The organism is Mesorhizobium sp. B2-7-3 (assembly GCF_006440715.1).
Classification (GTDB): domain Bacteria; phylum Pseudomonadota; class Alphaproteobacteria; order Rhizobiales; family Rhizobiaceae; genus Mesorhizobium; species Mesorhizobium australicum.
This window is the reverse complement of the sequence record NZ_VFTY01000001.1, coordinates 720510-734199: the sequence shown is the minus strand read 5'-3', so window position 1 is coordinate 734199 and position 13690 is coordinate 720510. Positions and strand designations below refer to the sequence as shown.

Annotated in this window: 7 protein-coding genes; 4 read left to right on the top strand and 3 right to left on the bottom strand. The window is 64.6% G+C overall.

Annotated elements, in window-relative coordinates:
- The first annotated feature begins 373 nt into the window (after positions 1-373).
- Both FJW04_RS03735 and purH read left to right on the top strand, forming a co-directional pair.
- A complete protein-coding gene (locus FJW04_RS03735; protein ID WP_140712389.1) occupies positions 374-2098 on the top strand; it encodes a heparinase II/III family protein in 1725 nt (574 codons plus the stop codon).
- 103 nt (positions 2099-2201) lie between these two features.
- Positions 2202-3818, top strand: coding sequence for a bifunctional phosphoribosylaminoimidazolecarboxamide formyltransferase/IMP cyclohydrolase (gene purH, locus FJW04_RS03730; protein ID WP_140616559.1), 1617 nt, complete (start codon positions 2202-2204; stop codon positions 3816-3818).
- Between the two features lie 40 nt (positions 3819-3858).
- On the opposite strand, the gene FJW04_RS03725 is transcribed toward purH, so the two are convergent.
- Together FJW04_RS03725 and FJW04_RS03720 are read right to left on the bottom strand one after the other, a co-directional pair.
- Positions 3859-5232, bottom strand: a complete 1374-nt coding sequence (locus tag FJW04_RS03725; protein ID WP_140712387.1) for an MFS transporter — start codon at positions 5230-5232, stop codon at positions 3859-3861.
- 85 nt (positions 5233-5317) lie between these two features.
- Positions 5318-10105 carry an NAD-glutamate dehydrogenase gene (locus tag FJW04_RS03720; protein WP_140712385.1) on the bottom strand — a complete coding sequence of 1596 codons (4788 nt, stop codon included), beginning with the start codon at positions 10103-10105 and terminating at the stop codon, positions 5318-5320.
- Between the two features lie 138 nt (positions 10106-10243).
- Between FJW04_RS03720 and FJW04_RS03715 the strand changes: the two genes are divergently transcribed.
- Together FJW04_RS03715 and FJW04_RS03710 are read left to right on the top strand one after the other, a co-directional pair.
- Positions 10244-10807 carry a peroxidase-related enzyme gene (locus FJW04_RS03715; protein WP_015315140.1) on the top strand — a complete coding sequence of 188 codons (564 nt, stop codon included), beginning with the start codon at positions 10244-10246 and terminating at the stop codon, positions 10805-10807.
- A gap of 141 nt (positions 10808-10948) precedes the next feature.
- Entirely contained in the window at positions 10949-12769 is a 1821-nt protein-coding gene (locus tag FJW04_RS03710; RefSeq protein ID WP_140712383.1) for an aromatic amino acid ammonia-lyase, read from the top strand.
- A 2-nt stretch (positions 12770-12771) separates the two neighbouring features.
- Here the strand turns inward: FJW04_RS03710 and FJW04_RS03705 are convergent, their stop codons facing one another.
- Positions 12772-13383: a LysE family translocator gene (locus FJW04_RS03705; RefSeq protein ID WP_140712381.1), complete on the bottom strand. Its 612-nt coding sequence runs from the start codon at positions 13381-13383 to the stop codon at positions 12772-12774.
- Positions 13384-13690: the final 307 nt, after the last annotated feature.

Sequence of the window (13690 nt, the reverse complement as noted above, 5' to 3'; positions counted from 1 at the left end):
AGCGCTCCTATGGATAGGAAACCGACCTCCATTTGCTCATGCCGTTTCAGCCGCGCATCCTGTTGGCCAGGCAATTGCTGGCGGCGACCGATTCGATCGAACGGTCGCGACGAGGGTCGGTATCGGCGATGCCCTCCGCGTCCCGCGGCCCTTTCTGGACCACGAAAACTGCTGGCCCAGCGCGTTTGGCCGCCGCCGCAAGAGGACATAAGTCGCAGGAAAACCGGCTGTATGGCCCGGAAAAGACGTGACTTTTTTTAGGGCGACCCGGCCACGGCCCCGTTGCGCGCCTTACCGAGGCGAAATCCGCCTTCGCATAAGTTCTTGAATCATATAAGCTTGTGCTTGGGATAGAGGACGATCAGGAGGGGTTTTGGCACTTGCTGCCGGCAACACGACGCGTCTGTGGACGCTGGTCGCGAAGGAGTTCTGGCGCAAGACGCGCCGGCGCCTGCGCGCCGGGCCGATCTATCGCTGGCGCTATTCGGGCCGCACGCCCGAACGTGTCCTGATCGCACCGCCGGACCTGCGCCTCGCCGATCCGCAGATCGCGCTCGAGATCTACTACGGCCGTTATCCCCTGTCCGGCCACCTGGTCGAGACCGGCGGCAAATCCCCTTTCCAGATCAATGTCCCCAATCACGGTTGGCAGAAAACGCTGCATGGCTTCCGCTGGCTGCGCCATATGCGCGCCGCCGGCACCGAGCTTGCCGCCGCCAACGCCCGTGCCCTGGTTTCGGACTGGATCGCCATGCATGGCAATCATATTTCGGGCGTTGCCTGGGAGCCAGGCACGACCGCCAAACGCATCATTGCCTGGCTGCAGCACTCCTCCATCGTGCTGCAGGGTGCCGAGTTCCCCTTCTACCGCGCTTTCCTGAAATCGCTGGCCATGCAGATCCGCTATCTCAGGTCGATGGCGCGCGAAATGCCCGACGGCAAGGACCGGCTGCGCGCCCGCATCGCGCTGGCCTTCGCGGCGCTGTCCCTGCCGGCGCCGGCTTCGGCGCTGCGCGGCGCCACCCGCAACCTCGCGGGGGAACTCAATCGCCAGATCCTTGCCGACGGCGGTCACATCTCGCGCAATCCAATGGCGGTGCTGGAAATCCTCGCCGACCTCCTGCCGCTGCGCCAGACCTATGCCAACCAGGCCGAAGCGCCGCCGCAGGCGCTGATCGGTGCCATCGACCGCATGCTGCCGGCATTGCGTTTCTTCCGCCACCAGGACGGCAGCCTCGCCCGGTTCAACGGCATGGGCGCCACCATCCATGACCGCATCGCCACCATCCTGCGCCATGACGACACCGCCGGCGCACCGCTGCTGCATGCGCCGCATTCGGGCTATGAGCGGCTGGCGATGGGCGGCACCACCGTCATAGCCGATACCGGCCTGCCGCCACCGGTCGACGTGTCCAATGCAGCGCATGCCGGCTGCCTTGCCTTTGAACTGTCGTCGGGCCGCCAGCACTACATCGTCAATGCCGGCATCGACACCTACGGCGCCGCCGAGTTCCGGCCGCTGGCCCGCGCCACCGCCGCGCATTCGACGGCCACCATCAACGACACGTCTTCGGCGCGTTTCACCCACGCGCTGCGGGTAAACGACCAGTTGGGTTCACCGTTGATCGGCGGCCCGCAGCAAGTGCAGTGCAAGCGCATCGACCAGAAGGGCGTCCACGGCTTCATCGCCCGTCATGACGGCTATCTCCAGCGTTTCGGCTTCCTGCATGAGCGCGAGCTGAAACTCTCCTCGGACGGCAATGTGCTGGTGGGCCGGGACCGGTTCCAGCGGCCGGGCAGCACAGCGATCCGCAACAATGGCCGCGATTTCATCACGGTGCGCTTTCACATCCACCCCGACATCAATCTGCTGCAGGACGAGCAGGAGCGGCTGGTCCTGACCGGCGATCAGGCCGATACCTGGGTGTTCACCTCCAGCGAAGTGGTGCCCGAAGTTGAGGAATCGATCTATTTCGCCGGTCTTGGCGGTCCGCGCCGCAGCCGCCAGATCGTGCTCGCCTTCAAGGCGTCCGAAATTGCCGACGTCCACTGGCAGCTGACCCGCACAAAGATCGCCGGTTATTCCGAAAACAATTGAGCTTGCGGCGGCAATGGCATGCCGCGAAAAGCCAACGCTTGATTTCCGAGCCTCATGTGCTACGGCGCGGGCACGCTCCTCCAGACATGAAAGGCCGCCAGCCATGGCCGTTCCTGCCAAAAACATTCCCGCCCCGGACCTCGTTCCGGTCCGCCGTGCGCTGCTCTCCGTCTTCGACAAGACGGGCTTGATCGACTTTGCCAGGGCACTGGCCGCGGCCGGCGTCGAGCTGGTCTCCACCGGCGGCACGGCAAAAGCGATCGCCGAGGCCGGCATGGCGGTGCGCGACGTCTCCGAGCTCACCGGCTTCCCCGAGATCATGGATGGCCGCGTCAAGACGCTGCACCCGTCCGTGCATGGCGCGCTGCTTGGCGTGCGCGACGACCCCGAGCACGCATTGGCGATGCGCAAATACGGCATCGAGCCGATCGATCTCGTCGTCTCCAATCTTTACCCGTTCGAGGAAGTCCGCCGCTCCGGCGCCGACTACGCGGCGATCGTCGAGAACATCGACATTGGCGGCCCGGCGATGATCCGCGCCTCGGCCAAGAACCACGCCTATGTCGCCATCGTCACCGACCCCGGCGACTACGCCGCGGTGCTCAACGCGCTGGAGATGAACATCGGCTCTCTGTCGTTGGATTTCCGCAAGAAGCTGGCGGCGAAGGCCTTCGCCCGCACCGCTACCTACGATGCGGCGATCTCGGGCTGGTTCGCCGAGGCGCTGGAAATCGAGCATCCAACCTGGCGCGCTTTCGGCGGCAGGCTGGCCGAGGTGATGCGCTACGGCGAGAACCCGCACCAGGGCGCCGGCTTCTACGTCAATGGCGACAAACGGCCGGGCGTCGCCACGGCGCGGCAGTTGCAGGGCAAGCAGCTATCCTACAACAACATCAACGACACCGACGCCGCCTTCGAACTGGCCGGCGAATTCGATCCCAATCGCTCGGCCGCCGTCGCCATCATCAAGCACGCCAATCCGTGCGGCGTAGCCGAAGGCACATCGCTGAAAGCGGCCTACGCCAAGGCGCTCGCCTGCGACCCGGTCTCGGCCTTCGGCGGCATCGTCGCCTTGAACCGCACCCTTGACGCCGAGGCGGCCGAGGAAATCGTGAAAACCTTCACCGAGGTGATCATCGCGCCCGACGCGACCGACGAGGCTGCTGCAATCATAGCTGCCAAGAAGAATTTGCGCCTGCTGGTCACCAGCGGCCTGCCGGACCCGCGCACGGCCGGCACGACGGTCAAGTCGGTTTCAGGCGGCCTGCTGGTCCAAGGCCGCGACAATGCCGTGGTCGACGACCTCGAACTGAAGGTGGTGACGAAGCGCGCGCCGACGCCTAGTGAAATGGCCGATCTCAAATTCGCCTTCCGCGTCGCCAAGCACGTCAAGTCGAACGCCATCGTCTACGCCAAGGACGGCGCCACGGTCGGCATCGGCGCCGGCCAGATGAGCCGGGTCGATTCCTCGCGCATCGCCGCGCGAAAGGCGATCGACGCGGCGGAGGCGGCAGGCATGGCCGAGCCGTTGACCAAGGGCTCGGTGGTCGCGTCGGATGCCTTCTTCCCCTTCGCCGACGGCCTGCTGTCGGCCATCGAAGCCGGTGCCACCGCCGTGATCCAGCCGGGCGGTTCGATGCGCGACGACGATGTCATCGCCGCCGCCGACGAACATGGCATTGCCATGGTGTTCACAGGCATTAGGCATTTCAGGCACTAACCTGCCGCTCGGCGGCCAGTGGGGTGAATTATCGAAGCATCTACTCCGGCCGATCCGCCGGATACGGTGTGCGAACCAGGATCGCCATGCCAATGGCCAGGAACAAAATAATCGCCGCCATGCCAAGCCGGGCCGAGCCGCTGGTTGCGGTAATCGTCGCCACCATGAACGGCGCCAGGAAACTGGTCGCCCGACCGGCCAGCGCATAGATGCCGAAATAGCGACCGGATTCGGCTGCGGTCACGCTGCGCGCCATGTAGGAGCGCGACGAGGCCTGCACCGGCCCGAAGGCCAGGCCGATCAGCAGGCCGTAAATGATGTAGGCCTTTTCGGCCGCCGTACCGAACAGGCCGCCTGAATCGGCGGTCGAAAGCTGGATCAGGCCGAGCAGCGTGAACCCAGGGCCGGTCGAGACCACGCCGATAGTGGCGATGGACAGCATGACCAGCGAAATCATCACCACCGCCTTGGAGCCCAGCGCGGTGTCCAGGCGGGCGGCGACCCAGCAGCCGAAGATGGCGACGATATTGAGGATGATGCCGAACATCCCGATCTCGGTGATCGACCAGTGGAACATGCCCGCCGCGAAGGTGCCGCCCAGCGCCAGCAAGGCATTGACGCCATCCTGATAGATCATGCGGGCGACGAGAAAGCGGAAGATGCCGCCGCGCTTGCGCACCTCGGCCAGTGTCGATTTCAGCTCCGACAGGCCTTCGCGCACCGCCGGCCCGATCGGGATGCCCTTGATGGCGTCGGGCGTAAAGAAAAACATCGGCAGGATGAACAGGAAATACCAGCCCGCCGACAGCGGCCCGGTGGCGCGAGCATCCTCGCCCAGTTGCGGATCGAGCCCGAACAGCGGGGTGATGCCGATGATCGTCTTGCCGGTCTCCGGCGAGCCGGCTAGGCAGGTGACGACGAAGATCAGTGCGATCATGCCGCCGAGATAACCGAGGCCCCAGGCCATGTTGGAGATGCGGCCGATCTCGCTCTTTGGCACCAGCCGCGGCATCATGGAATCGTTGAAGACAGTGGAGAACTCCGCCGCCACCGACGCCAGCGAGAACAGCGCCACGACCAGGAACAGGTTGGAACCCGGCGCGGCGAACCAGAGCAAGGTGAGACTGGTGATCTTGATCGCCGCGAAAAACGCGATCCACGGCTTGCGCGGCCCGGTCTGGTCGGCGATCGATCCGAGGATCGGCGATAGCACCGCGATGACCAGCCCGGCCGCGGCGATGCCATAACCCCAGACGGCCTGGCCAGTGGTTGGATCGCCCGCCATGCGCGAAACGAAATAGGGGCCGAAGATGAAGGTGGTGACGACCGTGAAGAACGGCTGCGCCGCCCAGTCGAAGAACATCCAACCCCAGATGCCGCGCCCGGATGCCCGCTGCACTGTCTCTACCGCCATAGTGATTCCCCCGGCGTCCGCTCCGCCCATTTCGGGCGCCATGTCTGCATGTTTCGAATGATCATGCAAACGGACAACCGCTGGCTCACATGCCCGTCAGATCGCTCATCAGCCCCGACGCAACCGACAGCCGCGACACGGTGATGTCGCCGCCCTCCGTCAACGCCTGCAGCCGTTCGCGGATGCGCGCCACCCGCTCGCCACCAGCTTCGAGCCAGGCCGCCACCGGATCGGCCGCCTCGGCATGGCCGGTAAGCGCGGCGATAGCGATACCGCGCCGCGCCGCGCCGATCGTGTCGGTGGCGCGGGACAGAGCGAGCTGGTCATAATAGTCCGATGGCGTGATCGAGCGCGCGGCATCCTCGACGCGCGGGATGCGGAAGGCATCGCTGACGGCGAAGAACGCCTTGGCCGCCGCGACGATATCGGCGCCGGCGATGCGGGCCGTCAGCGCGACGTCGGGGATGAGTTCCGCCGCCTCGCTCATCGCCAGCTGCTCGGCCAGCTTTTCCGGTGCGCCCGCCTTGAACAGCCCGTGCCGCTTCTCCTCGATCCGCTCGCGCGAAAAAGCCGGCAGCAGCGAAACGAGCTTGGGCTCCAGCGCCTTGCGCGCATCCTGCAGTTCGGCGATGCGCTGGCCGAGCGGTGCCGTGCCGGCATCGTTCTTCAGATACCAGCCGCTGCTCATGTAGATAAGCCGGCTCACCATCTGATAGAGATCGAGTTGCACCTGGCCGTCGATCTGGTTGTCGAGCGCGTCGATCTCGCGATAGAGCGCGGGCAGCGCAAAGCCATCGCGCACCACGGCGAAGGTGCGCACTACATCTGCTGCGGTGCGCCCCGTCGCCTCCTGAAGCCGGTTGACGAAGGACGGCCCGCCGCGATTGACCAGATCGTTGGCGACGACGCGCGCGATGATCTCGCGGCGCAGCCGGTGGCCGTGGATCTCGGAAGCGTATTTCTTCGCCATCCGGTCCGGGAAATAGCCCATCAGGTCGCGGTCGAAATGCGCATCGTCAGGCACGTCGCTGGCGACGATGTCGGAAAACAGCACGATCTTGGCATAGGCGAGCAGCACGCCGAGCTCGGCCCGGGTCAACGGCTCGCCGCGCGCCTCGCGCTCGGCAAGGGCTGACGGCGACGGCAGTGTTTCCACGACACGATCGAGCAGGCCGCGTGCCTCCAGCGCCGTCATGAAGCGGCTCTGATGCGCGATGTCGGCGAGGCCGCGCTTGCGGGCGATCGAAAGCGCCAGCGTCTGCTGGTAGTTGTTGGACAGCACCAGCCCGCCGACCTCGTCGGTCATCTCGGCCAGCAGCTTGTTGCGCGCCGGCCGCGTCAGCGATCCCTTGCGCATTGCCGACGCCAGCGCGATCTTGATGTTGACCTCGACGTCGGAGCAGTTGACGCCGCCCGAATTGTCGATCGCGTCGGAGTTGCAGCGGCCGCCATTCATGCCGAACTCGATGCGCGCCCGCTGCGTCACACCCAGGTTGGCACCCTCGCCGATCACCTTGGCGCGCACCTCGAGCGCCGTGATGCGGATGGCATCGTTGGCACGGTCGCCGACCTCGGCATTGGTCTCGGTCGATGCCCTGAGATACGTGCCGATGCCGCCGAACCACAAGAGGTCGACCGGCGCCTTGAGGATGGCGGTCATGATCTCGACCGGCGTGGCGGTCGTCTTGGCAAGTCCGATCGCCGCCGCCGCGGCAGCCGGCAAGGTGATCGATTTCTGGCTGCGCGAAACGATGACGCCGCCATCCGACAGCTTGGTCTTGTCATAGTCCTGCCAACTCGAACGCGGCAGCGCGAACATGCGCTCGCGCTCTGCCATCGAGGCCGCCATGTCGGGATCGGGATCGATGAAGATGTCGCGATGGTCGAAAGCGGCGATCAGCCGCGTTTTCGGCGACAACAGCATGCCATTGCCGAACACGTCGCCCGACATGTCGCCGACGCCCACGACAGAGAAGGGCGAGGTCTGGATGTCGCGGTTCATCTCGCGGAAATGCCGCTTGACCGCTTCCCAGGCGCCCTTGGCGGTGATGCCCATCTTCTTGTGGTCGTAGCCGGCCGAACCGCCGCTGGCGAAGGCATCGTCGAGCCAGAAGCCGTGCTTTTCGGAGATGGCGTTGGCGGTGTCGGAGAAGGTTGCCGTGCCCTTGTCGGCGGCGACGACGAAATAAGGATCGTCCTGGTCGCGGCGCACGACACCTGCCGGTGGAATGACGCCGTCCAGGCCGATATTGTCCGTGATCGAGAGCAGGCTGGAAACGAAGTTCTTGTAAGCCGATGTGCCGGCCTCGAAGATCGCGTCGCGTCCGGCGCTCATCGGCAGTTTCTTGGGATAGAAGCCACCCTTGGCGCCGACCGGCACGATGACGGCGTTCTTGACCTGTTGCGCCTTGACCAGGCCGAGCACCTCGGTGCGATAGTCCTGGGCGCGGTCGGACCAGCGCAAGCCGCCACGCGCAACCGGGCCGAAGCGCAGGTGCAGGCCTTCGACCTCCGAGCCGTAGACGAAAATTTCGCGCCATGGCCGCGGCGCCGGCAATCCCTCGACCGCCTGCGACTCGAGCTTGATCGCCAGCGACTGGCCTTTCTCTTTCGTATCGGCAACGAAATGATTGGTGCGCAGCGAGGCTTCGATCAAATTGAGGTAGCGGCGGATGATGGTGTCGTCGTCAATGTTAGGCACATCCTCCAGCGCATCCTTGATCTTGGCCTTGAGGTGCTTTGCCGCCACCACGCCTTCGGTTTCGGCCGTCGGGCCGAGCCGGGCGATGAACAGCGCGTGCAGGCCGCGCGCGATCTCGGGATAGCGGTTGAGTGCGGCGGCGATGAAATCCTGGCTCTGCGGGATGCCGACCTGCTGCAGGTAACGGCCATAGGCACGCAGGATGGTGATCTCGCCCGACCACAGGCCGGCGGTCTGGGCGAGGCCGTTATAGCCGTCATTGTCGACGTCGCCCCGCCACACCGACAGGAAGGCGTCCTCGAACAGCGCGCCGCCGTCGGCGAGGTCGATCGGCTTGCCGTAGCTGTTCTCCAGTTCCATGTCGTGGATGAAGACCAAGCCCGACTGGTCGTCGCCGACTTCGAAAGTCCGCTCGCTGATGACGCGGAAGCCGATGTTCTCCAGCACCGGAACGCGCCGCGACAGTGCCACCGGGCTGCCATGGTGATAGATCTTCAGCGCCGCCTGGTGCGGCTTCTGCTCGGCATGGCGGTAATAATCGATGGCGATCGGATTGCCGGCGCTGATCTTGGCGATTCGTCCGGCATCGGCCAGCGCCACGCCAGCGCTGAACGTATCCCGGTAGCTCTCTGGCAGCCGCGCGGCGATGGCTTTCAACGCCGGGTCGCTGCCGCTGGCTTCGGCCGCATCGGCAAGCGCATCTTCCCAGGTGCGCACGATGTCGCGGATCGCCGCCTCTATCGTCGCCTGCTCGACCTTCGGCGTCTTGCCGCCGGAGCGGCCGATGATGAAGTGCACGCGCGCCAGCCCGCCTTCCGGGAAAGCCGGGTAATAGGCCGACAGCCGGCCCTCGAACGCGGTTTTCAGATAGGTGCCGATCTTCTCGCGCACGACGCTGTCGTAGCGGTCGCGAGGCACGAAGACGAGGATCGAGACGAAACGGTCGAACTGGTCGACGCGCACCAGCGCCCGCACGCGGGGCCGCTCGACCAGGCCCAGAATGGCAGCGGCATGCTTGCGCAGGATCGGCACCGGAACCTGGAACAGCTCGTCGCGCGGATAGCTTTCCAGCACGTTGATCAGCGCCTTGCCGGAGTGGTCGTGGCGGTCGAACCCCGACTTGGCGATGATGGTTTCGGCCTTGGACCTGAGATACGGGATCTTCATCACCGAGCGCGTGTATGCGGTCGAGGTGAACAGGCCGACGATGCGCAGTTCGCCCGCCAACGCACCTTTGGCGCTGTAGGTCTTGACGCCGATGTAATCGAGATAGATGCGCCGGTGCACCAGCGACTTGGCATTGGCCTTGGTGACGATCAGCGGCTCCGGTCCGTGCAGGAAAGCGCGGATTTCCGGCGTCGTCGTCACCGCCTCGGTGCCGCGTCTCAGCACCAGCACGTCCGGGTCGGTCAGGATGCCGAGGCCGGGTTTTTCTGCCCGCTCCAGATTGCCGCTTTCCTCGCCGCCGGTGTATTTGAATTCACGCATGCCAAGGAAAGTGAAATTGTCGTCGCGCAGCCACTCCAGGAAGGCGATCGCCTCGGCGACGCTCTTTTTGTCGAGCGGCACCGCCGAATAGCGGAATTCGGAGATGGCCTGATCGAGCCGGGCCAGCATCGGCCGCCAGTCGTTGACGGCGGCATGGACCTGGCCGAGCATCTTGCGCAGCCGCTCGGCCAGGCCATTTGCTTGTTCGGGCGTCAGCCGGGGAATATGGACATGGATCACGCTGAGCCGGTCGTGGCTGCCGTCATCCCTGGCGAAATTGCCATCGCCGAGGATTTCGTCGACACCCGTCTTGCCATGGCGGACCGTAATCACCGGATGGGTGACCAGGGTCGGTTCGCCGGCGGTTTCTGTAACCTCGCCGAGGATGGAATCGAACAGGAATGGCATGTTGTCGTTGACCACCGTGATGACGGTCACCGGACGGCCTTCGCGAACCACGCCCGAATCGGCGTCGACGGCGACGACGCACTCACCCTTTTTGTGGGCGGCGACCGCCTGGCCGGCGAGATCGGCGGCACGCTCGAGGTCGGCCACGTCATAGGCGGCGATATCCTCCGCCGGCGCGCGGGCGAGCAGGTAATCGGCGAGCCTGGCCGGTCTGTCATCGGCCTTTGCCGCAGGTGCCTTCTTCTTCGACTTAGCTGCGGATTTTACGCTGGCCATGACGCTTCTTCCCTCCCGTCGCATGCTTTTACGACTATGGTAGCAGATGACCACTGTTTGGCGACAAAGGTTTGACGGCTTGCCAAGAATTCTCGGAATTCGGCGGCAAGGCTTCGCATGACGAGGAGAAATGACACGATGACCGGCAAAATCACCGCGCTAGACCTGGCCGCCGGAGAGCTGAGCGAGCCGACAAAAGCCTATTTCGCCAAATGCGAGGAAAAGCTCGGCCTCGTCCCCAACGTGCTCAAGGCCTATGCCTTCGACGACAAGAAGCTGCGCGCCTTCACCGACATGTACAATGATTTGATGCTGGGCGAGTCCGGCCTGTCGAAGCTGGAACGCGAGATGATCGCGGTCGCCGTCTCCTCCATCAACCACTGCTACTACTGCTTGACCGCGCATGGCGCGGCGGTGCGCCAGCTCTCGGGCGATCCCCTGCTTGGTGAGATGATGGTGATGAATTTCCGCGCCGCCGACCTTTCGCCGAAGCAAACGGCAATGCTCGAATTCGCCGTCAAGCTGACCGAGGAGCCGGCCAGGATCGTCGAGGCCGATCGCGCGGCCCTGCGCCAGGCCGGCTTCAGCGATCGCGACATCTGGGATATCGCCTCGACCGCGGCCTTCTTCAACATGTCGAACCGTGTCGCGGCCGCGATCGACATGCGGCCGAACGACGAATACCACGCCATGGCGCGATAGGGCCACGCGCGTTCCACCATCGGTCCTACTTCGCATCAAGCGTTGACAGGCGAATGCCGCCGGCTAGTTTTCCGGGAAACAAAATTTCCGAGGGGTGAACTTGATGCCCGAGGCCAACGCTTCGTGAATGGGAGTCCCCCTATGCTTGATGCAATTGCCAAACCCAGGATTTTTCTCCGCGCCCTGACCATGACGCTGGCGCTTGCCGCTCCACCCGCCCACGCCTTCGAGGCGGTGACAGCCTACCAGCCCATTTTCGAGACAGCCGCGGCCAAGACGATAACGCTGACTGGCCATGACCTGACCGTCGAACAGATCATCGACATCGCCCGCAACGGCGCCAAGGTCGAGCTCAGCCCCGAGGCGCTGCAACGTTCGGCGGACGCTTATGGCCTGCTGCTCGAAGGTGCTGCCGAAGGTGTCACCATCTACTGGTTCAACCGTGGCGCCGGCGACCAGCGCGAGACGGTGATCTTCTCGGGCGATCCGACGACGCCGGAAAACAGTAAGCTGCTCAAGGATCAGCAGCTCGCCCGCTTCAAGGGCGGCGTCAACAGAGGCTACGGGCCGGAGCTGCAGGAAGAAGCGCTGGTACGCGCCATCATGGCGACCCGCGCCAACACCATGTCCTACGAGGCTGCCAGCCCGCAGCTGACGCATATGCTGGTCGACATGCTGAACAAGCGGGTGACGCCGGTCGTGCAATCGCGCGGCACGCTCGGCGAAGGCGACCTCGCGACGCTGGGCAATATCGGCGCGGCCATGGTCGGCGAAGGCGAAGCCTATCTCGATGGCGTCCGCATGCCGGCCACACAGGCCCTTTCGCAGGCCGGTCTGAAGCCTCTCGAGCCTTTCGCCGCCGACCAGGCCGCGCTGATCAGCACCAACGCCTACGCACAGGCACAGGCCGTGCTTTTGCTGGAGGACGCGCGAAAATTGCTGGAGTGGACCGACCTCAGCTACGCCATGGGGCTGAACGGCATGAATTCCAGCGTGACGCCGATTTCCGCACCCGTGCAATCCATGCGGCCTTACCCATGGCTGACATGGGATGCCGCGCGGGTCATGGACATGATCAAGGGCAGCTATCTCTTCGACGAGGATCAGGCCCGCATCATCCAGGATCCGGAAAGCATGCGCGCCTCCAGCCAGCGTCAGGGCTCGGCCTGGCAGGCCTGGGCGGATCTGCGCCAATCCGTGCTGCTCTCCATCAATTCGTCGGATCACAATCCGGCCGTGCTGCCGGGCCTGACGCCGCAGAGCTCGCCTGAGCTGAGCACGCCGCAATTCATGAAATATTATATCAAGGGCGGGCCGCTGAGCGGCGGCAAGTCCGGCTATATCTTCTCCAACGCCAACTGGGATCCCTATCCCATGGCCAATCAGGTCGAGGCTTTCACCATCTCTCTCACCAATCTCGGTGTCGCGGTGGCGCAGCGCATCGAGCGCTTCCGCAATCCCTTCTTTACCGTGATCAAGCCGATCGATGTGCTGAAGCCCGACGAGCGCAAGGACATCCCGACCTTCGATGGCTATTTGCCGACCGATCTCTGGCAGGAACTGGCCGACCTCGGCACGCCGGTGACGCCGAATGGCCAGGCGATCGTCGCCACCGTCGAGGACCTGGAAGGGCAGACCCGCATCAAGACGCAACGCGCCCGCGAAGCGGTCGACATATCCTTCCATCTCTTGGCGCAAGACCTGTTGACGGCAAGCTATTGGATGGAAATCCGCAAGGCGCAGAACCCGCAGCGGAAATTCGGCGAGGCGCCAACCGCGGCGCTCGAGGCGCTGCGCCAGGTGATCCCCTGGCATCAGGCGGCATCGGAACGGCAAAAGCGGCCGCTCGGCATGGTTGCCTACGATTTCATGCAGGAGAACCCGGCCTCGAAATTCTATTCCGGCGGACCGCAGGCGCCAAAGGCGGCCGCCATGCCTGCGGCCGGCGTCTTGCCCAAATAGCCTTACCGCGCCGCGATGGCCGCCGCCGCACCGGCCATCGTCGTGGCGCTGACGCGGTTGGCGATCTTCATGGCGCGCTTGCTCCTGAGGAGCTTGCGCGCCTGCGAGGCGGCGAGCACCCAGGCGAGATCGATGGCGATCAGCACCACCGCCATGGTCGCCGTCAGTTCGACCCAGCCGACGAGACTGACCGAAGCGAGGTCGATGATGGTCGGCAACAGCGCCAGGTAAAACATCATGATCTTGGGATTGCCGAGCGTGACGGCCATGCCGGCGAAAAAAAGCTTGCCGGCCGAATCCTCACGCGGCATCTCGCCCTCCTTGGCGTCGACAGGCGCCGTCCACATTTTCCAGGCGAGATAGGCAAGGTAGAGAACGCCGGCCCATTTCACGACGACGAAAGCGAGATGGAAGGTCTGCGCCACCACGGCCAGCCCAAACACCGCCAGCGACAGCCAGATGCCTTCGCCGATCCACATGGCAAGCAGGAACGGAAACACATCGCGAAACCCCTTCGAGATAACGCGCGCGACAAGCGCCGCGATCGATGGGCCAGGCGAACCGGCGGCCACGAACAAGGCGGCGGCGAAAATCAGCAGCGAGGCGAGGTGCATGGCGAGGGTCTCCGCGTCAGGGCTTCACCAACCACAATAACCCGACTGCTGCGTCTCTGGCAAAGGCAAGACAATATGGGCCATGGGCGCCGACCCCTACGGCGTGACTTGCGGAGCCCCTTGCAGCCCCAGCGTCACGCCGCTAGAAGGGCCGCCGCGAAACAATTTCGAGCTTCACTTTGCCCCAGTAACCACCGGTCTCGTCAACTCCCCCGACACACCTGCATGGCGCTGCATCAGCGGTGCCTGTTTGTTTTTTTTATGTGTTCCTCTGGGCGGCGGTTCGAGACCGGTTTGGCACTGCTGA

Coding starts and splice junctions, on each gene's coding strand:
- purH (WP_140616559.1), top strand. CDS start 2,202: ATGGCCGTTCCTGCCAAAAACATTCCCGCCCCGGACCTCGTTCCGGTC.
- FJW04_RS03725 (WP_140712387.1), bottom strand. CDS start 5,232: ATGGCGGTAGAGACAGTGCAGCGGGCATCCGGGCGCGGCATCTGGGGT.
- FJW04_RS03720 (WP_140712385.1), bottom strand. CDS start 10,105: ATGGCCAGCGTAAAATCCGCAGCTAAGTCGAAGAAGAAGGCACCTGCG.
- FJW04_RS03715 (WP_015315140.1), top strand. CDS start 10,244: ATGACCGGCAAAATCACCGCGCTAGACCTGGCCGCCGGAGAGCTGAGC.
- FJW04_RS03710 (WP_140712383.1), top strand. CDS start 10,949: ATGCTTGATGCAATTGCCAAACCCAGGATTTTTCTCCGCGCCCTGACC.
- FJW04_RS03705 (WP_140712381.1), bottom strand. CDS start 13,383: ATGCACCTCGCCTCGCTGCTGATTTTCGCCGCCGCCTTGTTCGTGGCC.